Genomic DNA, 25,190 nt, shown 5'->3' with positions numbered 1-25,190 from the left:
CTGTTTACTATGAATTAGATTATAGGTATCGATACCGGATCGGTCAACAGTTTTTTCCAAACAAAAAAAGCCCCGATTATTCGAGGCTCTCATTAGTCGTATGCCTTTTATACGGAATGCCTAGTTTTTCACACGCCTGCATCACGAATAGAGAATGTCGCTCACGCATGGTGTCCTCTATCCTTTTTTCCAATCCCCAATCAGATAGGTTCGAAGCTGGCCGCAGTGCCGCACACAAATCCCAGTACGGAAGCTGGGTATAATCGAGTGTCTTGCTGGCAGAAGATTGATAATGAAGCGTAAACTCATGCATGGCCTCCACTCCAAATGCCCACAAAATCTCCAGTCTGGCATTGCCGAGATCAGATAAGGGGTCGCCGATCGCAGCGTCCTCCCAGTCGATAACAGCAGCGAGTTTTTCTTCCTTCCACATCGTATTTCCCGGCCAGAAATCGCCATGCAACAGAGATGCTGCATTCGACTGCGGCAGCGGCCAAACGGACTCCAGCACTTCGCGAATGAGTCCCTCATCCAGTGAGTTGTCCAGGCTCGTAGGTCTTTTGTGGAGCTTCTCTGTTATCGCTTCTTCTTGTTTCGGCAAAGAAGTGCCCACCAGTCTAGTAGCGTCTACCGAATGGATGCGAGTCAGCACCTCAGCTGCTTGTTGTAGAAAGCTGGACAAGTCGGCTGGTGCGGTGACTGTCTCTCCTTCTATGAATTCGATGACAAGACACGGTGTCGGAAACATATCGCTGGCTGCTTCGAGATGATAAGGCGTTGGAGTCGGCAAATCAGCTGACTTCAGTATTTGCAACAGTCTGAATTCATCTGATGCGATCTGTGGATTTCGCTTGAGGTCAGCCTGCCCATGCTCGCGGACGACTACTTTTTTCTTCGTACCGTCAGGGCTCTCCATTTCTAGCGCGGTAACCTGTGCAGAAATCCCGCCTTTTAGTTCCCATGCACGAAGGAGCTTGGCTGACGGGTTCATGTTATGTACCAGGCGTGTCCATTTCTCATCCATATATGTTTCCCCCTTTATGCTCCACTGTCTGATTGTCTATACAGTCCTACCTTCATCATTTCCATATACGATTCTAATTCCGCAAAAAAGGATTGGACATGTGCGAAGCCTTTATCGTTGGCATCGTAGTTTTCGCGGACGTACTTTTGCGTCAATGCCTCTACAGTCGACAGCAAAAAATGCAGCGCCTTCTGTGGATCGAACTGCGCTTTGATCAATGACGTATCGACTTGATCCAGAAACAAGGGAATATATCGCGCATTGAACTGTATTTCTCTGTCTTCGATCTCAGCCCGGCATTCCTCGGGATAATCGAAAAAGGTCGCCACTGCCATTTGATAAATAACTGGTGCCTCAGCAAAGAGCGCCATTTTTGCTTGATTGACATGAAGAAATCGTGCAAAAAAGTCTTGCGGCGCCGCTTCCATTCGCGCCTGTATACAGGCAAAAAAACGTTCGATACAAGCATCGACGATCGCGAGAAACAGTCCCTTTTTATTCCCGAAAAAGTGGAACAGCATCCCCTTTGATACGCCTGCGTTCTGAACGATTTGATTGGTCGAGCCTCGTTCATAGCCTTTCGCGGAAAATTCAACAAGAGCCGCTTCCAACAGTTTTCGCTTGTTCGGCTCCAGTGTTTCGTCCTGCCAAATTCCTTTTATGTCCGTCACCTGCTCTCCGTTCTTCTTTTTCCTAATCATAATGCATATTGACCAGGTGGTCAAAGCGGGGTTATACTTTCCTCGAAGACTTCATCAGCCCTATTTCACTACAAGGAAGTGATGCCTGATGGCACGGACATTGCCCGTATTCGCCCGTATCATCCTTGGATTGATTTTGCTTGGAGCAGGTGTGAATGGTTACATTGTCTTGTTTGGATTCGAACCTATCTTTCCAACCAGTCCTGCTGCCATGGAGCTTTTGCAAGGGTATTTGCTGGTTCTGGTCAAAACCGTCGAAATCATCTGTGGATTGCTATTCCTAACCAACCGCTTCGTCCCACTGGCTCTAACCGCCACTGCGCCTCTTGCTGTCAACATCTTGACGTTCCACCTGTTTGTCGATCCCGACATGCTCGCTATGGGACTGATTGTCGCGATTTTGGAAGCGTATTTGCTGTGGAGCTATCGTCGGAGTTTTCGTCAGTTGATGACGATGTAGACAAAAAGACTATATTCCATCGGTTGTGGTCGGGGGAAGCCCTGCCACATGTTTTCCAGTCGCCTGTATCCTCTCTTCGTTCGGGCGGTCTCCTTCCAAACATGTGACAGGACTTTCGTACAGCTGTGGATTTTTTCGTGCGTTTAAACGTTTTGCAAGTTAACACAGGGAAAGCTTCTGAACGACTAATTCATTTGGCCCGAAACACCTTAGAACCACATTCAAATTAATGAACAGCTACGTAGGAAGAAGCGAATTTCCAGTCCAAGCGCCTCTGGAGCCCGCCCCAGCGTAGGAAAAAATGGCGGGGAATTTCAGCTTCACTTATGAAATACTTCCTCGAAACTTCTACGTTTGAAGCGCTCCCGCCATTTTTTCCGAAGCGGACAGTCGTGACCCCTTGCGGGGCGTAGGCCGAAGCGTAGACTGGAAATTCGCTTCTTCCCCCCACTGCAACATCGATAAAAAGTCAAAAAGTTAGCCGGTACCAAGAGGTGTACCGGCTTTTTAACTATCATCTTTTCGGTAAATGAATCTGCCACGATATTCCGTAACGATCTTGGACCCATCCGAACTTTTCACTGAACGGATATTGTCCAAGCGGCATAAGGACTTGTCCATCCGAGGAAAGCTGTCCAAAAACACGGTCAACCTCTTCCTCTGTATCGCAGTCCACAAATAACGAAATCGCCGGGGTAAAAGCATGATAATCACCGTTCGTATTGTCAATACACATGAAAGTCTGGCCTTTTAGCGTGAAGGTAGCGTGCAGGACTTGTCCATTCTCGTGATGCATAACCTGCTTGATTTCTGAGCGATCAAAAATAGACGTGTAAAACTTCATCGCTTCTTCCGCTTGTCCATGGAACATGAGAAACGTAGTGATAGCTTGCACTGACAATCACTCCTTTTCGTGATAATATACGTCTCCATTCTGCCCATTCCTCAAATATGCATAACCACTAGATCCAATCGATGATCCGCCACTGACCTTCTTTTCTTTGCTTTTGCAAGAGTGTAGTAGCCGTCTCTGCTAACAGGGCGATCCCTCTCTCTATCTTATCAGCATCTGTTTGGATAATACTAATTCGTAACCCGTTTTCACGCGGGAAGGTAGGCAAATAGCTCTGGTTCGTGGACATGACCCGCACGTTTTGCTGGTGTAACGCGGCAATGATATCCTGAGCGTCTAGCTCATCGGGAAGCAGCACTCTCGAAAAAATCCCGCCTGTTCCGATTTGTGTGTGAAGCTGTGGGGGAAGATAGCGCCGGCAGCACTCGGCCAATGTTTCCATCCGCAGGCGATAACGTTCCCGGACAAGAGCAGCATGATGGTCGTACATCCCGCAATTCAAATACAGCTCCAAAGCCGCCTGAGACAAGACGGCCGTACTGGAATCACACGATGCTTTAAACAACCGGAACGTTTCCATTACGGAAGGGGGCAGGACGACTGTCGCCAATCGAAGTCCGGGCAGCATGATCTTAGAAAAGCTTTTGACGTACAGGACACGCCCTGATTGATCGTAGCTGTAGATCGGGTCTGTCTTTAGATTGGTTTCCATGTCCGCCAGATAGTCATCCTCGACGATGTATACATCGTAGCGCTGAGCCAGCTTGGCGATTTGTTTCTTTTGTTCCGTTGAATAGCTTGTCCCCAACGGATTGTGAAACCGGGGAACCGTGTAGAAAAACTTGATTTGATTGTTGCGGAAGTGCCGCTCCAACTCATCCATGTCGATGCCTGCCGCGGTCCGCTGGATGCCCAGAACGGTAACTCCCAGCAGCTCGAGTGAACGCAGCATGCCGTGAAAGGTAGGCTGTTCAACTAGCACTGCATTCTTTCCATTTGGAAACGGCATGGAGGCGAGCAGATGCAGCGCTTGCTGAGCTCCCGAAACGACGCAAATTTGCGAAGGGGATGCAAACACTTGTGATTGGGCGAGATGGCTCTCCAATGCCCGACGCAAGGAGAAAAAGCCCTGGGGCTCCGAATAGGAAAACAACTGATCTTCATATAATTCAATCGCACGGTTTAAACAATGCTGGAAATCTTTGAATGGCATAACTTCTGAGTCAGGGCTGGCTGCCGTAAAGTCAATTCGCTCCTCTGGAAAACGCGTACTTTGAAGAGGGCGAAGGACCGCGTAATAGCCGCTTTTGGGAATGGAATAAATCAAGTGCTCTTTCTCCAGCTCTTGATACGCCCGTATCGCCGTATTCAAACTGCACGACCAACGCTCGGATGCAGTACGAATCGACGGCAGCTTCTCCCCTGGCTTGATTGTATGGGTACGAAGCTGTTCTTTGATGCTGTCTTTCACGACTTCGTATTTATTCTTCATCCCGTTCACTCCCCCGTTATCTGTGTGGGTACAGATTCACTTTTCTCTCCTTTATGCGCCCTAGTCCCTTGAGTATAGTGAATCGTAAGCAAAGGAGTAAATACATATACGGAGGGATACAGATGGAAGCAAGACACGCGACACTGCCTTACAAAATCAGTGATGAGAAAGCTGTACTCGATATCGAGCGCATCAGCGATTGGCTGTCGACAACGTATTGGGCGTCAGAACGCTCCAAGGAAATGATCGTAAAAAGTATCGAAAATTCACTCTGTTTTGGATTGTACGGTGAGGATGGACAGGCTGGATTCGTCCGGGTCGTGAGTGATTACGCGACGATTTCCTGGGTGTGTGATGTCTTCGTCGACCCGGAGCATCGAGGTAAGGGATTGAGCAAATGGCTCATGGAAGTGATGGTGGAACATCCAGACATCCGTCATACGAGCATGATACTCGCTACTCGGGATGCTCATGGTTTATACGAGCAGTATGGCTTCACACGAAGAGAAATGATGCGCAGACCAGCTATTGAGGCTTAGACTCGCTAACCTCGCCTTTTGCGTCAACGCTCGCCCCATAGGAAATGCGGTTGAGCTTGTCGATGATCCGCTTTTTGTTTTTCTCGTCCATCGGAGCAGGCTGACCGTTCGTGAGCTTCACCGGTATCACGTGGCTCTTGCTCCCGTCTTTTGAAAATGTCAGTTGGACCATCATGGCTTCGCGACCTTTCGGATTGCGCGAGGTGGTAAACACAAAATTCCCTACACTGTAGTAGATCGGCGCCTTTTTATAAAACTCAACACCCATAATCGAATGGCTGTGCGACCCAACAACGGCATCCACACCGCTGTCGATCAGCTTTTTCGCCATCTCGCGCGCATATGGTTCTGGGTAATCCTTATATTCCAGATTCCAGTGCATGACTGCAATCGTAATGTCTGACTCCGCCACTGCCTTTTTTACATGGGATAGCATCGGCTCATAAGAGTAGGCATGGGCGAGACCTGGCTTGTTTTTTCGCGCATACCAGCGCTCATTTGGAAGGACACGGCTGATACCGATGACTGCCACCCGTTTCCCCTTGATCGTTTGGATGTAGGGTGCGAATGCTTCTTCCTCGTTTTTCCCCGCCCCGACGTAACCGATCTTTGCCTTTTTCAGATGCTCCATTGTGTCATAGAGCGCGTCCATTCCGTAATCGAGCGAATGATTATTCGCCAGATTGACCACGTCGAAACCCGCGTTCACGAGCCCCTGCAAAGACTCTGGCTTCGCACGATAGGTATATTCCTTTTTCTCCGGACGTCCCCGCGTACTGACTGGTGTCTCCAGATTGCCAATCGTCAAGTCTGCCTGCTTAAGAAAATCACCTGTTTTTTGAAACGGATAATCTACGCCGTACCGCCCGATCTGATTCCCGACGCTCTTATCCAAAATCATATCCCCGACAAACGCTACCTGAATAGAATCCTGCTCCTGCACATCCCCTTCGCTGCTCGCCTGGACCGCGACAGATTCCGTTCCCATTGCAGCACAGAGCATCACAGCAGCTACCACGATTACCGCTTGTTTCCATCGTCCAATCTTCATGCCCCTCAACCCATCTCTCTTTTTGCTTTCATTCTAGAAGGCGTGGGATGTGAAGCCTGTTGAAGCATGTCTAGCTTCCATGGAAATTTCTCGCCTTAAAGTGACTGGCATGCAAAAGATGGCGGTTTAGGACCTGCATCTCGGGACAAAAGACTCTTTCTTTTTTCAAATGTCGATTTTTGCCGATAACAAGTATAATGGACACATACGATTCTAATACATAGGACGGTACAAACATGCTCCATCATTCCATTATGCTGAAAACCAAAACAGCAATGCCCGCCGTTCGATCGAATAGCGTTCACAGGAGCCGACTGCTGCAAAAAATGAACGCTGGTCTGCAATGCCGACTGACCACGTTATACGCCCCAGCCGGGTATGGAAAAACGACCTTGCTCAGCCAATGGGCGCATCAGTACGGCGGTACCACTGTATGGCTCTCACTCGATGAGATGGATAATGACTTGATTCGCTTTTGGAGATACATCGTATTTACACTGTCTGAATCTGACTTCGCAGAACTCTCCGAACGAATGGAACCAGCCATGAAGGCAACCAGTCATACCTCGATCTTGACCTTCATCGATTCCCTGCTCAATGAACTCGCTTCTACGACGCAGCCCCTTGCTATCATTCTCGATGACTACCACGTGATCTCGGATGAGACGATTCACAACAGTCTCGCTTATTTTCTGGAATATGTCCCGAGCCACGTCCATCTGTACATCGCCAGTCGCAACACATTGCCTTTTTCTACAGTCAAATGGAACGTACGTCATGAAGTATGTCACATTGAGTCAGGACAATTTCTTTTCAGTCATCAAGAGACGGACAGCTTTTACCGGCAGGTTCACGATTTACCTCTGACCGAAATGCAAATCGAGCAGCTGGTGAAAAGTACGGAGGGTTGGGTCGCCGGCTTGCAGCTCGCTGCCATTTCACTCGTGAATATGGAAAACCACGATCAATTTTTTGCCGGATTTACTGGCTCTCATCGCAATATTTCGGAGTATTTGTTTCATGAAGTGATCATGCGACTCCCGGAAGAGGAGCGCAGCTTCTTGCTCAAAACCTCTGTGCTGGCGAGAATGGACGCTCACGTGTGTCGCGCTCTGACCGGCCTGCCCCAGTGCCACCAAATGCTGACCCACTTGCACCGCCAAAACATTTTCTTAATCCCGTTGGATGATTACGGGACGTGGTATCGGTACCATCACTTATTTGCCGATTTTTTGCGCAGTCAATTGGAGCAGACAGCTCCCGGAGAAGCACGTGTGCTGCACCGGCTAGCCAGTGAGAGTTATGCGGAGCGTGGAATGATGGACGAAGCGATCGATCATGCGATTGCCGCTGCCGATTACACGTTGGCTGTAAGCTTCCTTGCGCAACATATTCCGGTACTGCTTCAACGCGGCGAGTTTTCCAGCTTTCTCAGAACGCTGGACAGCATCCCTGATCACGCGAACTATTTCTCACCACTTTTTCGCCTGATCTATGTGTTCCTCTTGGTTACCTGCGTTCAAACGGATCGGGCGGAGCTGGCCCTCACCGAATTGGAGCAAAGCATTGCTGACATAGAAGATTCAACAGAGCACCGGCAGTTTTTGAGCGGTCTGTTTTTTGTTCGAGCCAATTTGGTGTTCGCCACTATGGATTTTGATCGCTGGATCGCCAGTTCTTCACAGTTAAGTGGTGGACTTCCTGAGAGTCCGTTGTTTTACCACTTTAATTACAACACGACAGAACCATTTATTCGGCGAACGAGATTCGGGTTAAAAGGAATCCTATCCGATCAGACAGAGCTTGTAGGCAATCAGTTTTCCGACATACTTGAAGCACATGGCTGGAAGGACTCCTTGATTAATTTGTACGTCGTTCAGGCATTAGCAGAGGGGTTTTATGAGGAAAACAGGCTGGAAGAGAGCCTTGCGTATCTGCAGCGCGTTCGTTTCGTTGCCCTGCACAAGCAAATTCCTGGCCTACTCATCCCCTATGTCCTGACATCCGCCAAACTCAAGCTGGTAGAGGGGAATTTTTCTGCGGCCCGCAAAATCGTTTCGGAGGCAGTTGAGACGGTCGCGAGCTGGGGTGCTACGTATTGGTTCAACCCGTTACAAGCATTTCTCGCACACATCGCGATTCAGGAAGGGGATATCGCTTTGGCGAAAGCGGAGTTGTCCAAGCTTCCCCCCTCCATTTTCAATCAGCCTAGCATTCAGAGAGAATTAGAGGTTTTGACCTATGTCCGTTTGTTGCTCGCCCAGCAGCAGGAACAGGAAGCCTTGCGTATTTTAGCGCTCCTAAAGCCATCCAGTATACGCGAGGAGCTATTGATCAGTCAGGTAGACATCGCCGTTCTACAAGCACTCGCTCACCAACAGTGCAGCAACAAAAAGGAAGCGCTGGCTTTCCTCCACGAAGCGCTCTTAATTGGCGGAAACAACTGCTACGTCCGTAGCTTTCTAGACGAAGGAACGGCGATGTCTCACCTCTTGCACGATTACCAATTACGCTTGAAAAAACGATCCCAACACTCAGGTCCGTCTGTATCTGCTGCGTATGTCAATCAACTACTATCTCTTTTCCCTAAGAAAATGGAGAAAAGAAAAGCTCCTTTGATCGAGCCACTAACCGGGAAGGAAATGATCATCCTTTCCATGCTGGCGCAAGGAGCATCCAACAAGCTAATCGCCGATGAGCTAGGGAACACGCTCGGGACGGTCAAGGTGTATTTGCATCGGATATATGGCAAGCTCGGTGTCACCAATCGCACACAAGCTCTTCTGAAAGCGCAAGAAATTTCGCTGCTAGAAAATAGCCCTGTTGATTAACGGAACTTTTCAATATGCTCTTGCAGAAAAGCGTCCAGCTGGCGAGGTTCTCTGCCAAGGACACGCCCTACATCGTCTGTCGGCTTTTCCGGAATCGCTACTGACATAGCTTGAATTTCAACGACATGACTGGCGAGCCACTCTGGCATGTTTCCGTACTCCATCAGATCACGTCGGAGTGCTTCGCTATCCTTGTTGATGTACGTAATCGGGCGGTCGAGCAGATCGGACAGCTTGCTCGCAATTTGCGGATAGCTGAAAACCTCAGAACCAGTCAGGGTGTATACACGACCTGCCTTTTCAGGGTAGGTCAATACCTTTGCGGCAACATCGGCGATATCCCGGCAATCGATAAAGTTGCATGCTGTTTCACCCATCGTACCGAAGAAACCATGTTGCGTCTTGATCGTCGGTGCGAAGCGGAGCAGATTTTGCATAAAGGCGTACGGTCGCAGTACGGTACTTTTCATACCCGATTCTGATAAAGCGCTCTCGATTTCCTGGTGCCATCCCGCTACGGCGACTGGCGCCTTTTCGTCGTAGGCTGGACTGGATATTTTCACGATATGCTGGATCCCAGCCTCAGCTGCTATGCGAATCATCGATGTTTCCAGCTCGACCTGATTGGGACTGTTTGAAAGGGAAAGGAAGAGCTGATTCGCACCCGCAAACGCTCGGCGCAATGATTCAGGGTCAGAAGCTTCCACTGCTGCGACTTCCACCGTAGATGCTGCCTGCTCTCCCATTAGCATCTGAATTTTTTCCGGCGTTCTGCTCAATGCCCGGGTTGGGACACCAAGCTCTATCAATCGTTTCAAAAGTGCACTACCTATGGTTCCTGTTGCTCCCATCACTACGATCATTTTCTATCGCCTCCGTATCTGATTCCTGTTTTGATGGTCATGGTTGATGGCACTACGCCACCGCCATGTGATTAACGTGCTGGCGATTATTGCTGACAGCGGGAAGTCGATCCAGACACGACTTAGCCAAGCCAACGATTCACCGGGCGCAAAGATGACAAGTAACTCCGTTGTTAGCCATGCTGCCAAGAGACCGATCACTGCCATTGTCATTCCCATAACCGCTACCAGCGCCAAATGAGGCATGCGGGTGACCCAGCGTTTATGTATACCACGGCTCTGTAACCATCGCCCAAACAGTGCGGCAATCAATGCGGATGTTCCGCCAATCGTGGTCAATGCCCCTATTTGCAGCCCTTTGTCAGCGGTGATCCATCCCCCTATGCTCGCCATGATCGCAGGAGACAAATAAGCCATGATTACTTCTCGCCATAAAACAAACGATTTTCGTTCTGAACGTGCGCCTTTGATCGGATAAACACCTCCCGCTTTTGCAGGGTCATGCATGTGTTTCACCTCCTTTCCCCTTTTCGAAAATATAATTAGGAACCTAACTATATAAAGATGAAAATGGGCTAGCTACCTAGCCCGCTTTACTACTTGCCTGCTCTTACTATTCGTCTGTCAGTGCCGAGATGCCTTGTGTCACGCGGCCCAGCAGGTCGAGAAACACACTGCGCTCCTCGGTATTGAGCAATCCGACCATCGCTTCCAATCTCGCAAAGTGCTCAGGCGCCATTTCACGCAGCTTGCTAGCACCGAGCTCTGTTAAAATGACCGATTTTTGCCTGCCATCTTTTGCACTCGCTCGTCGGGAAACAAGGCCATCGCGCTCCAGGATGTCGATCAGACCAGTAACAGTAGCCCGTGTTACCCCCAGATGCTCTGCCAATTGTGAAGGCAGCACTTCCCCACCGTTATCTTCGAGGTCTGCCAATAAGCGATATCGTCCTGTTGATAAGCCGAATCTGGCAAAATGTATTTCGGCCGCATGCCCAAGCTTGGCTCCTGCCTCCATCAGCCTAGCAGCGACGAGTACAGCTTGCGCATCAACATCGAGTCCATACTGATCAATCTGGCGCTGCGATTGAACAAGCGATGGGATCGCTTCTTCTTGTTTTCTTCCGTTTGAATGGTTTGTCATGGATATAGTATGGCACCTAACTATTTTCCTGTCAACACGTCTTCTCTATTTCGGTGCCATCCTGATTGCCCCATCCAGCCGGATCGTTTCACCATTCAACATCGAATTGGTGATGATGCTGTTCACGAGCATCGCGTATTCTTGCGGATCACCCATGCGTGCGGGAAAAGGAACAGTCGCACCCAACGCATCTTTTACAGAACGAGGCAGTTGGTCGTACATCGGCGTGTCAAATAGACCCGGAGCAATTGCCATCACGCGTACGCCATACGAAGCCAGGTCTCTTGCTAGCGGCAGGGTCATGCTTACGATTCCGCCTTTGGAGGCGCTATAGGCAACCTGCCCCACCTGCCCTTCAAAAGCTGCCACCGATGCGGTATTGATGATGACACCCCGCTCCCCCTGTTGGTTCGGCTCGTTTCCTGCCATTTGCTCCACTGCCAACCGAATGACATTAAAAGTACCGATCAGATTGACTGAAATAACTTTGCTGAAGGATTCCAGTGGATGTGGACCGCTTCGCGACAGCGTTTTTTGTGCCAAACCGATCCCTGCACAGTTGACTACGGCGTGAATCGTACCGAATGTGCCAGCAGCCTGATCGATTGCGTCGCGTACACTCGCCTCACTCACGACATCCGTATGCACGAACAAAGCATTTTCGCGCCCCAGCTCATTCGCCAGCGCTTGCCCCTTCTCCACCGTCAAATCAAGAATGGCTACTCTTCCCCCGTGTTGAACTACATTCCTCACAGCGGCTTCTCCCAAACCGGAAGCACCACCCGTTACAATGGCAACCACTTCCCGCATATCCAAGCCATTCTCTCCCTTCCTCTACAATTGCATCCGCATTCAGAAAAAAGCTATGCAAGTTGGATACCAAACGAATCCCCCCTTGCCACACGTGGTTTTTACAAGCGACAAGCTGTCTCGACCTTCTCAAATCCAGACAGGTATGAGACATCTGTGTCCGGGCAAAGGACAGTTGTGCTTATCCATCTCCACCATTTTAGGGCTTGCTATTTACAATCAATCCCATTATATTTTACTTACCGGTAAGTAAATAAAAGTGGAGAGGAAAGAACCCGGATGAAAGTGTCTTCTACCAGAGTCATTGGTCTCGATTTTGCGCGCGCGTGGGCCATGCTCGGCATGATGATCGTCAACTACGTTGTCATCTTGAACGCAGAGCATAACGGACCTGACTGGCTCATCGCTTTATCCAGTTTGTTTCAAGGTAGAGCATCTACCGTATTCGTTGTTTTAGCGGGAATCGGCATTGCGTATATGACAAAAAAGGCCAGGACCTCAGGTGACCCGGCCCTCTTGCAGGCTAGCCGCCACGTCCTTTGGAAGCGCTCCTTATTTTTATTCGTGACCGGGATGTTGCTCTATCTCGGTAGTTGGAGCGGCGACATCCTGCATTACTACGGTGTCTATATGCTCATTGCCTCCTTCCTCCTCGTCGTATCGGAGAAAACGCTTCTTCTCGCATTTAGCGGTATCCTGCTCACAGCTCAAACGCTACAATTGTCGCTCAACTACATGCAGGGGTGGAACCCGAAGCAACCATTTATCGAGTATCTTGATTTTTGGACAGTCGAAGGATTCCTGCGTAACTTGCTGTACAACGGCTATCACCCGGTATTTCCCTGGATGTGCTTTTTCCTTCTCGGCTTGTGGCTAGGTCGACTCAACCTGCTCGATCGATCTGTACGCAAAAATATGTTGGGCTGGGCAACTGCTCTGTTCGTCAGCTTGGAGGTTTTATCGTATGGGTTGATCAAGCTCTCTATTCCGGTCGTCGGAAGCGAGATGGCCCTATTTCTATGGGGAACGAAACCAGTCCCACCCAACCTGTTTTATGTGCTGTCCAGCTCAAGCACCGCTGTCATCATCATCCTTCTGTGCGTCAGCTTTGCGGAAAAATTCGCGAACAGCTGGTTTACGCAGACATGGGTAAAAACCGGACAGCTGACACTGACACACTACGTCAGCCATATCATTGTCGGGCTCGGCTTCCTTGCCTTGATTGGCAGACTCGAAAATCAAACGCTCGCTTTTGCGATGCTCTACGCCGTAGGATTCTTCCTTTTTTCCATTGTGCTCACACTTGTATGGAGACGTTGGTTCGAGAGGGGACCGTTGGAGAGCTTCATGAGAAAAATAAGTAGGTAACCATTCTGTGGGTTCATCCGTCTGCTATATAGGAGAATTTTGCTAATCATACATACACCAATTTCGAAGTAGTCAGACGAACTGGAGATGATCTCATGAGTCCTATGGTTTTTTTCAAAAAGGCTGTCCCCGCGAACGCGGAGCAACTCACCCAAATTGCTGTTCGCTGCTTTGCTGAAGACGTCCAAAAGTATGGAGAAGGCCCTGCCGGACATGACCAGCCTGACCAGCATGTTTTGTTCATGCAAAAGGCCCATTACTATACGATCTTGCTGGATGACCAGATCGTTGGCGGTTTTTGCCTCCTTCCAGTCGATCATGAGCATTTGGAGCTGGGGATCATCTATGTCGATCCTGATAAACAAAACTTGCGTATCGGAAGTCAAACCATGCAATTCATGGAGGCCGCGTATCCACACATCAAGAAGTGGACGCTCGATACCGGCTATGAAGCCGAACGCAACCAGTACTTTTATGAGAAATGCGGTTACAAAAAGGTCGGCGAGACAGCGCCGAACGCAGCAAATGGTTTTTATAAATTCAGGTACGAAAAACGGATACCTAAATAAATAGATGGAAAGGGAGAACAGCTATTTAGCCATTCTCCCTTTTTTCGTTCGTCACCCTTATTTTCGAATGCCCTTCTTGGTCGCCAATTCCAAGTAGTACGCTGTTTCTTCCTGTGTTTCCTTCGTAAATGCTTCACTGGCCGCGTATGCCGGCTCCACCTGAATTTCACTCAGCTTTTGCAAAAAGGCTGGGTCCTTTTCCATCTTGGCAATCGCTTCTTCCCATTTGCGAATAACCGACTCTGGCGTTCCTTTGGCAAAAGACACTCCGGTCCACCAGAAAACCGACAAGCCTTGAATACCTTGCTCCTCCGCAGTAGGGACGTCAGGCAGGAATGGACTTCGCGTGTCACCAGATACGGCGAGGATTTTGACCTTGCCCGCTTGCAGCATCGGCATGATTTCCCCTACTGTATGCACCGCCAAAATCGCGTGCCCTCCAGCAACTTTCGGGACGGAATCGGAAGCGCCTTTTGTCACGATCATTCTCGTCTTGGAGAAGTCTGCTCCAATCACATCCAGCCACTCTGCTACCCCAAATGCGGAAAAGCCTGCTGGCCCTACAGAAGTCCATGTTAACTGCTCCGGATTCGCGCGCACCCACGCGGAAAATTCAGCGAAATCTTTCCAAGGCGCGTCGGCTTTTACTGCAAAAGCAAGCGTTCCTTTGCCAATCCTGGCCGAATAGACTTGATCCTCGTTTGTAATCGGCGGTGTTTTCATCCCAGCAGCGAGCATCGTCGTATTAGATACATTAACAGCAAGCGCTGTATAACCATCATGTTTGGCTTGCTTTAAGGCATACTCCGCTCCTACTGCCCCACCACCTCCCGCCTTGTTGACGACGATGATAGGCTGCCCCCATTCCTTGCTCAAATAATCAGCTGCCGCTCTGGCCACGAGGTCGACTCCGCCCCCAGCAGAATACGGCACGATATACTCCACCTGCTTCGATGGATAGGCCGACTCGGCTGTACCTTGATTTCCACATGCGCTAACGACTGCCGCCAAAAGCAACGACATGATGACAGCCGCCCATTGTTTATACCCTCTCACTGACTCTTCCTCCCTACGCGACATCTACTCCCCGGTCTCTCTCTTCTTTCAACCGTTGCTGTGTCCGGCGGTTCAACATCATGGAGATGATCAAGAGTGTTCCTGCTGCCAGCAAGATGGTCAACGATAAAGGCCGGAACAAAACAATGCTGAGATCACCCGAGCCCATCGCCATCGTTTGAATGAATGATTCTTCCAGAAGAGGTCCCAGAATGAAGCACAAAACCAGCGGAACAACTGGCCATTTATATTTGGAAAAGACATACCCAAGTCCGCCAAACAGAAACGCGACCCACACATCAAACATGCTGTTCCGCACACTGTATGCCCCAATCGTGCAGAACATCAGGATGATCGGAGCCATGATGCCATATGGCACCCTTGTCAATTTCACCCACACCCATACCATCGGGAGGTTCAGCACGAGAAGCATCGCATTCCCCACGAACATCGAGGCGATGACCGTCCAGACAAAGCTCGCATTTTGTTCAAACAAAACTGGGCCTGGCGTCAATCCGTAGATCATCAAGCCTGCCAACAAAATCGCCAGTGGTGGTGAGGAAGGAATCCCGAGCGAAAACAGCGGGATGAAGCCCGCACTGCTCGTCGCATTATTCGCTGCTTCTGGTGCCGCCACCCCTTCGATCGTTCCCTGACCGAACTTCTCGGGATGCTTCGATAGCTTTTTCTCCATATCGTACGCCAAAAACGACGTGATCGCAGCCGAACAGCCCGGCAGCAATCCAAGAAAAAAGCCGACAATCCCGCCCCTCAGCATAGGCCCGGCACTTACTCTCAAGTCTTCCTTTTTCGGGTAGACACTGCCCGGTTTGCCAATGAGGGTAGCTGTGCGTTTTTCATCAATCCCTTTAAGGACTTCTGTAATCGCAAACAACCCGATGATGATGCTAATCATGTCAAAACCTCCGACCAATGCGGGGATGCCGTAATCAAAGCGCGGCATGCCAGAGGATGGTCCCAGCCCAACTAGAGCGAGCGAATAACCGAATGCCCCCATCAAAAACGATTTGACCAATGATCCTCCTGATAGACTGACCATCAGCGTGAGAGCCAAAAGCATCAGCGCAAAATATTCAGGCGGTCCGAATTTTAACGCTTGATCTGCCAAAATGGGCGCGAAAAAGACGAGTCCGATTACCCCGAGTACCCCTGCTCCAAACGAAGCGAGTGCGGATATCCCCAATGCCGGCCCACCTCTCCCTTTTTTCGCGAGCGGATAGCCATCCAAACACGTGGGGACTGATGATAGCTCCCCCGGGATATTCAGCAGAATCGCTGTCGTCGAGCCACCGTACATGGCACCGTAATAAATCCCTGCCAACATGATCATGCCTTGTGTCGGCTCCAGTACGGCTGTCACCGGAAGCAGAATCGCGATGGCAGAAGTGGGACCGAGACCGGGCAATACACCTACAAAGGTGCCGATAAGAGCGCCGAGTGCTGCCATGAGCAAATGCTCCGGGGTGAGGGCTGAAGCAAAACCAGCCAGTAATAGTTGGAACGTCTCGATGATCAGCACCTCCTTCTCATACTTGCTCTAAAACAAATCTCCTCCAGGCAGTGTGATATGCAGCGAATAGATGAACACCACATACAGCCCCCCTGTCAAAAGAACGGAGTACACGATGGACGTACGCCACCGATAACTGCCGATCAGGATAAAAAAGGCAAAAGAGACAAAGAGCGTAGCCATTGTGTAACCGATCGCGCCGAGCAGCCAGACATACAGCAACAGGAATAAAAAGCAAAGCAGTAGGCGCAGCCTTTTTCCAGGAAGAAGCGGTCCGGGATTTGGCGAAGAGGCTTCCTCCGTCATACGGAATGATTGGATAAGCAGCACACCTCCCAGCATGAAAAACAATAAACCGAGAATCGCTGGCAGCGTGTGATCCCCTACGTACAACGATGTCGAAAATGCCTCCAGACGATAGGCCTCGAACGAAATGAAGACTCCAAGGATCATACTTAGAAGGGCACCGATAAAATCCGGCTGATTATCCGGGCGTCTCATGTGTATCACCTCAGCAAAAAAGCTACTATAGCCTATGGCTCATGCGCCCATTGTGTGCGAAAGCAGAAAAAAACTACCATAGCCAGTCCGCACGGGACACAGCATATGGTAGTCAGTTAGATTTCGATTTCGATTTGGTCGATCAGACGAATAATGGCATGGGCGACTTTCGCTTCATACGTCTCATTGCTTTCGAACTCGCTCCAAAGCTCTTTGATATCGCTGTCCGAAACATCGTCTATTTGCAGCCCGCGAAAAGAGGAACCTGAGACGGAGGAGACATCGTGGATCATCAGCATTTTCAAAAGCTTCTCCATATTGGCTTGATTGCGGATCAAATGAGGCTCCATCCGCTTAACCAACATCCATAATTTTTGCGAATTGACCATCGTCGTCGTCACCATCTGCATCCGCTACCTCCACACCAATTATAACTATATATAACTAGTTATAATTAATCATAACGAATTACTCAAGTAAAAATGTTGTCTTCCGACTGTTGTGGTCCGTTTTGCAACTATAACAAATGCCCTCCAATTGGAGGGCATTGATCGTATTGTTCAGATGATTACCAAGGCTCCGGCCAGCCATATTGGATAATCGGATTGGATTGCTTGGCTGGTGGTTGTTCTACTAAAACTGGTAATGTAATGAAGGCAGTTAACATACACAAAGACAATATCCATTTCTTCATGACCTATACCTCCTGTTTGGATCTATGATTACTTCCATTATACACGTTTACCAATTTATGGAGTATATCAAACGGAAGATTTTTTTTCTGTGACACATAGAATTCAAAAAGAACGCTAAGACTCTTATCTGCTTGTTTGATCTCATTGATTGCCCGATAGTAATTCACGCTCTCCACAAGACTCTCGATTCCTAAGTTTACTTCGTTTTTTTGAATGTAAAAGGTGCCCTTCGTTCGGAAATACAGGCCCATTTGATTGTATTGATTCGGAGTAGTGAGACTCTTCGGCAAGATCGATGCTTCTGCCAAAAATAGATCACGGATTTTCTCTTCTTCTCCTACCTGAATATAAATCTCCAACAAATCATTCGCGATCACAATCTTGTCATCTTGTGCTTGCTGCGCAAGACATTCTTGTAATACCGGAATGGCCTTATCAAATTTCCCTGTCTTTCCGTATAGTTTCCCCCGAATATGTCTGGCATGTTTATGTACCTCGGGATAATCGAACATTTCGTATCTCTCCAGATAAAAATGTCCCAATGTGTAGTCTTCCAGCTCAAAATAGGAAATGATGATCGCAAGGATCGCTGCTGCTTTTTGCTCACTCTGACTATGGTCGATTTCAAGACCTTGTTTACACAGATGAATACAATCTGAATAGAATCCAAGACGCAATGCATGGAAGGAAAATTTATAGTAGGTCAAAATTCGCTCATTGATATGCAGATAGGATGTATAGTGTAATAGCTCCTTGCCCTCTACATAGGTTTGATCTAACTGGCTTAGATTTTCACGTCGAATCATATATCGTTGGAAAAGCGATCTTGCCAGATACAAAGGAATTCCATGCTCACGTGAGTAGTCACAAATCACGTCATAAAGAGCCAAGCGCAGTTCTTCATCCGCTTCCGTTCCTGCTGTTTGATACAAATAGTCTAAAGAAAGAAATGTATTGCTTTTGGGACAATTTAACAATTGCAAAGCTACTTTGTTGGTAAGAACCACATTCTTCTCTTGCATCACAGCCTCTAATAGAGACCGCAGTGTCGCTTCGCGCTTCATTTTATGTAAATAGGGTACGATCGCTGTATAAAGTGGAATATCCAGTACTTTTGCCAGTTTCATTACATGTTGCATATTTGGTAAAGTAAATGCATCGGATTCTATCTTACTAATGGTTCCAGAAGCTACACCTGTTCTTTCTGATAACTCAGTCAGTGTTAAGTTTGCTCTATTTCGATATACTCGTAATATGCCCCCAAAGGTTTTTCCCTCTGAAATCACAGCAAATACACCCTCCTGATGATTCCTTTTTATGGATATGATAGCACAATCATCCACGAATGATATAATCGATTTGAATCATTTTTAAATAGATTACACTTTTTTACTAGAGTGGGGAAGAGATGGAAAACAAACTCTTTAGAGTGGTAATACTATTACTAGGAATCCATAAGGCAATTATCACTTATTTATTTCCAATTGAATGGAAAAGATTTGAACCATGAAGTGATCTGGAAAGTTTCCATAGCTTCATCAAAATCGAGTGGATAAAGTTTTTATGAAAGCCGAGTAATTAGTTTATTAATGTGACTAAATTATTTTAAGTTGTGCTATCGAGTAGATCATGTCAAACATAATTTTGTTAAGAATGACTTGATATGAAACTACACTCATCAATAATTCACTGTCATAGTCTGAGATACCCTTTAAGGACTATTGATTTTTGAATATCATATGTGATTTGTTACTCTCAGAATCCTTAAGCCACAAGAAAGGCTACATTCACTATATTGCGAATGCAGCCTATCAGCGTATCATGAATTTTTCATATGTTTCGTTAGTTAAATATTGATGCCTATCCTTTTCAATTGTTCCTTAACATCCCAATTTGTGGGTTTTGGCCTAAACCTGCTAACCCACTTCGCCCCGTTCTGTAACCATAGCTCTCTAAACTCCTCAATAGTAAATGGTTCATCCATAGCATCATCGTGGAAACCTGACTGAAAACCACAACAATGACAAATTTCTTGACTAGCATACCCTTTCTCACTTATCTGAGGATAGTCCAATCCATCGTACCCGCAAACTCTGCATGTGTACATTAAATATTCTTCCTCCTTATCTTAGCTAGGGTTTTCTGTTGTTATTCTTTCAAAATAAACATACCCAGCATTAGGGTTTGAATTACCAAATTTAGGTTTGTAAAGAGTACCAATTGTCTCATCCGCATGAACAAACACAATATCATTAGTTGACCTTCTATAGATCACTCTAGTATCACCTTGATATCTTTGCAAAATGTCTACTCCATCAATTGGTGATGTAGCCAATTCTAAAGCTAAATTATAGTAATCATCTTTTGTAAAATTATCACCATATTCTCGTTGTGCTCCTCGTCTTTGACTAGTATCACCTTCAACATGAACAGCATAGTGGAATTCAAAGTTTCTAAAACCTTCATAACAATCTCCAATGTTATGAACCCAAATGCCTAAATCTGTTACAAAATAGGTATGAAAGTCCGCTACTTCAAAATTATAGACTGTGACCTTTTCATTTACACTAACAATTTCGATATCTTGTATGGTCAGCAGTTCTCCGCTGTTCGTTTGAAGATTGTCTCCTTCTTCTAAATCTTTTGCAAGAACCCATTCCTTACCTTCTACCCAAAATGGATGATTAAACGTTGTTTCGATAAGTTGACCATCTACAGTAAGTTTGTATATCGTATCAATTTGTTTACTGAAAAGATTTAAAACTTCTTTGTATGCAATCTCACCAGTTGCTTCATCTTTTGAGAGAACCTTATCTCCGACCTCTATGTCTTCGATATTTTTCTGGCCTTCATCTGTTAAAATCTGTGTGCCAGCAGGAAAGCAATTGCATTCAAATAGCTCATCCACAGTTTTTATAGCTTGTTTTATAATTTTGTTTCCTGCTTTATATACTCTAAATGCTGGAACAAGAGAACCAGCGGTTTTATAAATAAAAATATCTCCAGCAAACAATTGTCCTGCAAATTTTCCATACTTATCGTAACCTAATGATGCGCCTTTCCCACCATAAATTAATAAGCGATCCGTAACTTCCCCTTTTTCCTCCAGAGGTTCTCCGCCAAAACTCATAGCTATATCCCCATGAGCACTCCGGTTCATTATCATCTCAAAAGCAATCACAGACATAAGGAACTCTTCATTGTATTCCCCATCGTTAGGCCCATCGTAAAACAACATCTTGGTTAGGTGTTCTTGCATCTTCTTAATCTTAGCTGGTGAAACTGTAGCATTATAATAGTTTATTGTCTCTTGGGCAGTCATTTCTTCTTTTTCAATGGTATTCAATACACTAATTGTTCCGGTAATTTCATATTGGGGTGCATCTGTCGCCCACAGCTTTACAAAATACACGCCATTTTCTGCGCGTTTCCCAGGCTCAAGCTGATTATATCGGCCATGCCAGATAAATTGATTTGTTTTTGCTTGTACATTATTTCGTGTTTCTTCGTACACCACTTGGCCCTTATGTTGAACCTGAATGACAACAGTAGGATGGCTCTTATTAAATGTCCATTGTAACGTAACATACTTTTCATTTCCTGCTGTGGTGTCTAGTGTTTTGTTTTGCGAAGCTATTTTTAAGCCATGAAATCCAGCATTATACCTACCGTCACCCCATGGTTCAGGTTCTGAAAGCAATTGGTTATGTTGGTTTGTTTGTTTTTTATTCCAGATCACTTTCGCATAATAAGTACCCGTTTTTTGGGGAAGAAACAATTTCTCTTCAATATTAGGAGAGAAGGTTTTTAGTGGGCTGCCATTTTCGTCTTCTAGAATTAACACATTATTATCCACATATAGGTTTAAGTATGCTAATTCATCAACAGTTAGTTTAAAGTAATCAATATCATACGCCGAGGATAATCGATCTGTGTATATTTCATTCCAGTTAGCTGGAATGGCTCCTTCTCTTGTGCTATCAGCGTCCACAGATTCAACCGTAATGCGCGTATTCAAGCTGTCATTATGAGAGCTTAGTTTCAAATAGTAACTAGTGCCTGCGCTCACATTATATTCAAGCTTTGAGAAGAGCTTTCCATATGGACCATCCGGAACATTATCGTTTTCTGCCAATAATGTTGTGAATGTATCATCAGAATATAATTGAAGGTACGTATCGTTTTCGGGTCCTTCATTCTTATATGGGCTGGTAAAAAATCGATAGTTTCCAGAAACTGAAGGAGTAAATTTGTAATACAAGCTCTTACCAGAGTTTGCTGTTACATCTATAGGCTCATTTTCTTTCAAGATTTCAATATTTTCAGGGTCTGGGTTAGGATATGGCAATGTTGAGGGGGGCTGCCATGGTTCTACCCCTTCTATATTGATCGTAACCACATCACCAGAAGCTTTATTTTGATCGGTTATCCGAATAAAATATATCCCTGAACTCAAGGGAGTATAAGTAAGAGTATCACCCGAAGAAGATATAATTTTCGAACCATTTGGGTCATCTAAAAGAGTTATTGATCCTGTCCAACTGAGTCCTTTTTGCACTATTTTGATAGTTTGATTTGCTTGTGCCTTTACAATGTACCAAATGTCTTTAGATGAGCCAAAAGTATCTGTCTGAGGGCCTGGTAACGATACGGGTGTGGATACTAGCCATTCATACTTATTTTCTCCACCGCTTCCTCCAGTTAGCATCTTGATATAGTAGGTTCCACTTGTCTCGATCCTTACATCCATACGTGAAGTAGTATCGGATAGGATTTCTTTTTTTGCACTATCATACAAGACCCAGCCTTCAATCGGAGAGGAACCTTTCCCCCAAAGATGATAATTGGATCCTGCTTTTAATTCCGTCCGAAAGAAGATACTATCATTACTCGGAGTGGAAAAAGCAGCAATCGTACCTTTTATCCCATCCAAAGAAACTGAATATGCTTGGTTGAGATCTGATCCATCACCAGCTGTGATAGAAAATGTCTTTCCGCTACTCCCCGAAACTACTACAAAATAGGTACTTGTTTCCGCAGGGATAAAAGTAAGAGTGTCTAATGAAACCGTTTTTAGAGCAGCTTTGTTCGGATCATCGTATAAGTACTTACCGGTACCAAAACCACTCAAACCTGGTGTATAAACCCTTAAGGTATGATTCGCTTTTGCTTTCACTTGATACCATATTTTCTTTTCAGGCCCAATGGTATAGCTTTGAGGCGAAGATACGGATAGAGGGATAGATTTGAGAATATAGTATTGGTGCTCCCCAGCATTCTCACCGGTTAACAATTTAATGTAGTATGTTCCACTTGTATCAACCTTGATATCAGTACGTGAAGTAGTACCAGATAAAACCTCTCTTTGTGCGCTATCGTACAAGACCCAGCCTTTAGCTGATGGGTCTCCCCAAATGTGGTAGTTATATCCCTCTGTCAACTCCGCAGTAAAGTATAAACTGTCGTTTCCATGACCTGAGATTTTCCCAATACTCTTTTTGTCGTCTTTATCAAAAACGATTGCATATGCTTGCTCAAAGCTAGATCCGTCACCAGCAGAGATAGTAATTTTTTGTCCACTGTTTCCCTTTATTTTAATATAGTAAGTGCCGGGGGTTTTGGGTGTATATGTTAAGGTATTCTGTGTAGTGTAAGCTAATGATGGTTGAGTTAGATCACTGTAAATGTCTTTAGAGGTCCCACTCCCCTGAAGATCAGGTGTAAATACGCTTAACGTATGATTCTCTTGTAATGTAATAGAATACCAGTTATACCCTGAAGCTCCGATTGTATCTTCGATAGGACCAGGTGTAATTAATGGTTTGATCTCCTCTGGAAGAACGGAATTCAATGCATTCTTTTGTGAGGTAATTTCTACCTCATTCGAGATAAGCATTTCACCGGTTTCAGTCATAGCCGTTACTACATAGTATCTAGATTCATCAGAATTTTGATCAACGGAATGATCTACGTAGGAGGTTTCCGTTAGTTTTGAAATTAACTCTTCATAACTTTGAGAATTACTACTGCGCATTTTTACGCTATAACTCGTAATTTTGTCTTCCGTATTCCAACGAAGAACATTCCCGGTCATTGTTGGAGTTACATCAAGATCAATACGTTCTTGAGGATCAGTTACATCAATTTCAATATCTACCATCTTATCTTCATAATAAACACTGATCAGTGTTGTTCCTTCAGCATGTGCAGTTATCTTGCCATTACTAACACTAATTATCGCTTCGTCTTTTACCTTCCAAAGAGCCTCGTTTGTAACGTCTTTCATTGTGCCATCTGGATTTTGAAGCTCAACGGTTACTTGTTTTTCACCACCTACATCTAAAGCTACGCTATGAAGAGAAGGAATTAATGTAGGTTCATCCTGGTGTATCTGTACAGCAGTTACATTTGATAAAGTTGGTGATCCGTCGGTGCCAACCCCAATAATTCTATACTCGTAAGTGGTTCCCTTTTGTAATAAGGTATCCTTATAATTTGTTGCCCACAATTCATCCGTTATTTGTTCGAAGTCTTCATTACCAACTCGACGTTGCACGATATACTTTGAGTTTTCTGACCATTCACTCCAAGTCAACTGGATTTCTTCGTTTTCTTGTTGCGCACTAAGGTGAATAGATTCATCGGTACCAACCGATACTTCCAGTTGGATTTCTTTTTGATTGTAAAAGCCGATGATCCTCGTTTTCCCTGCATTCATTGCTTCTATCTTTTCGTTGGTTATCGAAACAATACTCTCATCTTCGACTTTCCATTTTATCTTGGTGCTTACATCTCTAGTAGTACCATCTGTAAACTTCGCAATTATTTCTACTGATTTGGATTCACCGACTTGAAGGTCAAGGCTAGTAGAATCAGTTTCTAATGTAAAGTCATTCTGTCCTTTTTTCATTTTGATTTTTACTGGCTTTGAAACAACGGCATTTCCATTAGATAAGTGTGCTTCAACCCTATAGTAATAGGTTGTACCAGGTTTAACTGTATCATCAGAAAAAGTGTTCTTCTTCAGATCAGCCGCAAGAACTTCGTACTTTCTGTTATTTTCTCCTCGCTTCACTGTATAACTAGAAGCATCCATATCTCCCCAACTTAAAATGGCGCTTCCTTCATTTTCACTTGCCTTAATCTCTATATTCTCTGCGTTAGGTGATACTTGAACTGGAATTTTTAATTCTTGTTCTCCATACTGAACAGTTACCAAAGTTGAACCAATAGCTGTTGCAGTAAACTTTCCGTTTTTAATAGATACAATATCTTTCTTTTTGGGGTTCCAAGAGACCTCTTGAGTAACATCACCACTGTTGCCATAGGAGTCACTAAAGATACGAACGTTTGTCGATTCCCCGACTCGTAATTCCACTTTTTCATGAGATGCGAATAATGATTTTACTTTTTGATCAACCTTCTCTTCTTCAGAACTTGGGAGATTCACCTCTTGTAAACTGGACGCAGACACTCTTTGCACCGCGTTTGGAAGATAGCTTGTTGGGACTGAAACTGTTAATAATAGAACGAAAGCTAAAAATATTCTTAGGTACTTCTTCAAAAAAACGCCTCCATTATCCCTGTTTTTTACATAACACATAAATTTTAGGTTATATATCTTTGTTTTTACATAGGTCTTTTTTCTGGTTTTTTACAAATTATTGCAGGGTACTAAGAAAAAATGAAAGGCTATCCCTTG

The 25,190-nt window shown here is 45.9% G+C and carries 21 protein-coding genes; 5 read left to right on the top strand and 16 right to left on the bottom strand.

The annotated features are described in order from the left end of the window. Positions 1–76: 76 nt before the first annotated feature. Positions 77–1,024, bottom strand: coding sequence for a phosphotransferase family protein (locus HP398_RS15405; RefSeq protein ID WP_173623030.1), 948 nt, complete (start codon positions 1,022–1,024; stop codon positions 77–79). A gap of 14 nt (positions 1,025–1,038) precedes the next feature. After that, positions 1,039–1,695 (bottom strand): TetR/AcrR family transcriptional regulator, encoded by a 657-nt coding sequence (locus tag HP398_RS15400; RefSeq protein WP_173623029.1) that lies wholly within the window; start codon positions 1,693–1,695, stop codon positions 1,039–1,041. A 118-nt stretch (positions 1,696–1,813) separates the two neighbouring features. On the opposite strand from HP398_RS15400, the gene HP398_RS15395 reads away from it, so the two are divergent. Continuing rightward, a complete protein-coding gene (locus HP398_RS15395) occupies positions 1,814–2,185 on the top strand; it encodes a hypothetical protein (protein ID WP_173623028.1) in 372 nt (123 codons plus the stop codon). Positions 2,186–2,699: 514 nt separating this feature from the next. On the opposite strand, the gene HP398_RS15390 is transcribed toward HP398_RS15395, so the two are convergent. Both HP398_RS15390 and HP398_RS15385 read right to left on the bottom strand, forming a co-directional pair. After that, on the bottom strand, positions 2,700–3,086 hold the full coding sequence (locus HP398_RS15390; protein WP_173623027.1) for a VOC family protein: 387 nt from the start codon (positions 3,084–3,086) through the stop codon (positions 2,700–2,702). Between the two features lie 61 nt (positions 3,087–3,147). Beyond that, a complete protein-coding gene (locus HP398_RS15385; protein ID WP_173623026.1) occupies positions 3,148–4,530 on the bottom strand; it encodes an aminotransferase-like domain-containing protein in 1,383 nt (460 codons plus the stop codon). A 122-nt stretch (positions 4,531–4,652) separates the two neighbouring features. Between HP398_RS15385 and HP398_RS15380 the strand changes: the two genes are divergently transcribed. Then, a complete protein-coding gene (locus tag HP398_RS15380; RefSeq protein WP_173623025.1) occupies positions 4,653–5,069 on the top strand; it encodes a GNAT family N-acetyltransferase in 417 nt (138 codons plus the stop codon). On the opposite strand, the gene HP398_RS15375 is transcribed toward HP398_RS15380, so the two are convergent. Further along, positions 5,056–6,120 carry a CapA family protein gene (locus HP398_RS15375; RefSeq protein WP_173623024.1) on the bottom strand — a complete coding sequence of 355 codons (1,065 nt, stop codon included), beginning with the start codon at positions 6,118–6,120 and terminating at the stop codon, positions 5,056–5,058. The genes HP398_RS15380 and HP398_RS15375 overlap by 14 nt on opposite strands. 254 nt (positions 6,121–6,374) lie before the next feature. Between HP398_RS15375 and HP398_RS15370 the strand changes: the two genes are divergently transcribed. Beyond that, a complete protein-coding gene (locus HP398_RS15370; RefSeq protein WP_254476128.1) occupies positions 6,375–8,951 on the top strand; it encodes a winged helix-turn-helix domain-containing protein in 2,577 nt (858 codons plus the stop codon). Here the strand turns inward: HP398_RS15370 and HP398_RS15365 are convergent. The 4 genes from HP398_RS15365 to HP398_RS15350 all read right to left on the bottom strand — a co-directional run bounded on the left by HP398_RS15365 (position 8,948) and on the right by HP398_RS15350 (position 11,774). Beyond that, on the bottom strand, positions 8,948–9,814 hold the full coding sequence (locus HP398_RS15365; protein ID WP_173623022.1) for an SDR family oxidoreductase: 867 nt from the start codon (positions 9,812–9,814) through the stop codon (positions 8,948–8,950). The two genes, HP398_RS15370 and HP398_RS15365, sit on opposite strands and share 4 nt — an antisense overlap. 3 nt (positions 9,815–9,817) lie before the next feature. Then, positions 9,818–10,321 carry a hypothetical protein gene (locus tag HP398_RS15360; RefSeq protein ID WP_017251218.1) on the bottom strand — a complete coding sequence of 168 codons (504 nt, stop codon included), beginning with the start codon at positions 10,319–10,321 and terminating at the stop codon, positions 9,818–9,820. Between the two features lie 106 nt (positions 10,322–10,427). After that, positions 10,428–10,958: a MarR family winged helix-turn-helix transcriptional regulator gene (locus HP398_RS15355; protein ID WP_017251219.1), complete on the bottom strand. Its 531-nt coding sequence runs from the start codon at positions 10,956–10,958 to the stop codon at positions 10,428–10,430. Between the two features lie 45 nt (positions 10,959–11,003). Continuing rightward, positions 11,004–11,774 carry a 3-hydroxyacyl-CoA dehydrogenase gene (locus HP398_RS15350; RefSeq protein ID WP_017251220.1) on the bottom strand — a complete coding sequence of 257 codons (771 nt, stop codon included), beginning with the start codon at positions 11,772–11,774 and terminating at the stop codon, positions 11,004–11,006. 273 nt (positions 11,775–12,047) lie between these two features. Here HP398_RS15350 and HP398_RS15345 point away from each other — a divergent pair, with 273 nt between their 5' ends. Both HP398_RS15345 and HP398_RS15340 read left to right on the top strand, forming a co-directional pair. Continuing rightward, a complete protein-coding gene (locus HP398_RS15345) occupies positions 12,048–13,136 on the top strand; it encodes a DUF418 domain-containing protein (protein ID WP_173623021.1) in 1,089 nt (362 codons plus the stop codon). Positions 13,137–13,231: 95 nt separating this feature from the next. Then, positions 13,232–13,705 (top strand): GNAT family N-acetyltransferase, encoded by a 474-nt coding sequence (locus HP398_RS15340; RefSeq protein WP_017251222.1) that lies wholly within the window; start codon positions 13,232–13,234, stop codon positions 13,703–13,705. Positions 13,706–13,762: 57 nt separating this feature from the next. Here the strand turns inward: HP398_RS15340 and HP398_RS15335 are convergent, their stop codons facing one another. The 7 genes from HP398_RS15335 to HP398_RS15310 all read right to left on the bottom strand — a co-directional run bounded on the left by HP398_RS15335 (position 13,763) and on the right by HP398_RS15310 (position 25,052). Next, on the bottom strand, positions 13,763–14,785 hold the full coding sequence (locus HP398_RS15335) for a tripartite tricarboxylate transporter substrate binding protein (RefSeq protein WP_173623020.1): 1,023 nt from the start codon (positions 14,783–14,785) through the stop codon (positions 13,763–13,765). Further along, a complete protein-coding gene (locus tag HP398_RS15330) occupies positions 14,775–16,301 on the bottom strand; it encodes a tripartite tricarboxylate transporter permease (protein WP_173623019.1) in 1,527 nt (508 codons plus the stop codon). Before HP398_RS15330 ends, HP398_RS15335 begins: the two co-directional genes overlap by 11 nt. 18 nt (positions 16,302–16,319) lie before the next feature. Next, positions 16,320–16,793 carry a tripartite tricarboxylate transporter TctB family protein gene (locus tag HP398_RS15325; protein WP_173623018.1) on the bottom strand — a complete coding sequence of 158 codons (474 nt, stop codon included), beginning with the start codon at positions 16,791–16,793 and terminating at the stop codon, positions 16,320–16,322. Positions 16,794–16,909: 116 nt separating this feature from the next. Further along, entirely contained in the window at positions 16,910–17,203 is a 294-nt protein-coding gene (locus tag HP398_RS15320; RefSeq protein WP_173623017.1) for an HD domain-containing protein, read from the bottom strand. A 158-nt stretch (positions 17,204–17,361) separates the two neighbouring features. Then, a complete protein-coding gene (locus HP398_RS31190; protein WP_017251227.1) occupies positions 17,362–17,487 on the bottom strand; it encodes a hypothetical protein in 126 nt (41 codons plus the stop codon). 3 nt (positions 17,488–17,490) lie between these two features. Then, a complete protein-coding gene (locus HP398_RS15315) occupies positions 17,491–18,774 on the bottom strand; it encodes a helix-turn-helix domain-containing protein (protein WP_017251228.1) in 1,284 nt (427 codons plus the stop codon). Between the two features lie 842 nt (positions 18,775–19,616). Continuing rightward, positions 19,617–25,052, bottom strand: coding sequence for a polymorphic toxin-type HINT domain-containing protein (locus HP398_RS15310; protein WP_254476126.1), 5,436 nt, complete (start codon positions 25,050–25,052; stop codon positions 19,617–19,619). Between the last annotated feature and the right edge of the window lie 138 nt (positions 25,053–25,190).

This window comes from Brevibacillus sp. HB1.4B (assembly GCF_013284285.1).
Lineage (GTDB): Bacteria > Bacillota > Bacilli > Brevibacillales > Brevibacillaceae > Brevibacillus > Brevibacillus porteri.
This window is presented reverse-complemented; position numbering and strand designations above follow the sequence as displayed.

Bases quoted from the DNA above. Each gene is read 5' to 3' on its own strand.
- HP398_RS15405 (WP_173623030.1), bottom strand. From the start codon at position 1,024: ATGGATGAGAAATGGACACGCCTGGTACATAACATGAACCCGTCAGCC.
- HP398_RS15395 (WP_173623028.1), top strand. From the start codon at position 1,814: ATGGCACGGACATTGCCCGTATTCGCCCGTATCATCCTTGGATTGATT.
- HP398_RS15385 (WP_173623026.1), bottom strand. From the start codon at position 4,530: ATGAAGAATAAATACGAAGTCGTGAAAGACAGCATCAAAGAACAGCTT.
- HP398_RS15380 (WP_173623025.1), top strand. From the start codon at position 4,653: ATGGAAGCAAGACACGCGACACTGCCTTACAAAATCAGTGATGAGAAA.
- HP398_RS15375 (WP_173623024.1), bottom strand. From the start codon at position 6,120: ATGAAGATTGGACGATGGAAACAAGCGGTAATCGTGGTAGCTGCTGTG.
- HP398_RS15370 (WP_254476128.1), top strand. From the start codon at position 6,375: ATGCTGAAAACCAAAACAGCAATGCCCGCCGTTCGATCGAATAGCGTT.
- HP398_RS15365 (WP_173623022.1), bottom strand. From the start codon at position 9,814: ATGATCGTAGTGATGGGAGCAACAGGAACCATAGGTAGTGCACTTTTG.
- HP398_RS15360 (WP_017251218.1), bottom strand. From the start codon at position 10,321: ATGCATGACCCTGCAAAAGCGGGAGGTGTTTATCCGATCAAAGGCGCA.
- HP398_RS15355 (WP_017251219.1), bottom strand. From the start codon at position 10,958: ATGACAAACCATTCAAACGGAAGAAAACAAGAAGAAGCGATCCCATCG.
- HP398_RS15345 (WP_173623021.1), top strand. From the start codon at position 12,048: ATGAAAGTGTCTTCTACCAGAGTCATTGGTCTCGATTTTGCGCGCGCG.
- HP398_RS15340 (WP_017251222.1), top strand. From the start codon at position 13,232: ATGAGTCCTATGGTTTTTTTCAAAAAGGCTGTCCCCGCGAACGCGGAG.
- HP398_RS15335 (WP_173623020.1), bottom strand. From the start codon at position 14,785: ATGTCGCGTAGGGAGGAAGAGTCAGTGAGAGGGTATAAACAATGGGCG.
- HP398_RS15325 (WP_173623018.1), bottom strand. From the start codon at position 16,793: ATGAGACGCCCGGATAATCAGCCGGATTTTATCGGTGCCCTTCTAAGT.
- HP398_RS15320 (WP_173623017.1), bottom strand. From the start codon at position 17,203: ATGCAGATGGTGACGACGACGATGGTCAATTCGCAAAAATTATGGATG.
- HP398_RS31190 (WP_017251227.1), bottom strand. From the start codon at position 17,487: ATGAAGAAATGGATATTGTCTTTGTGTATGTTAACTGCCTTCATTACA.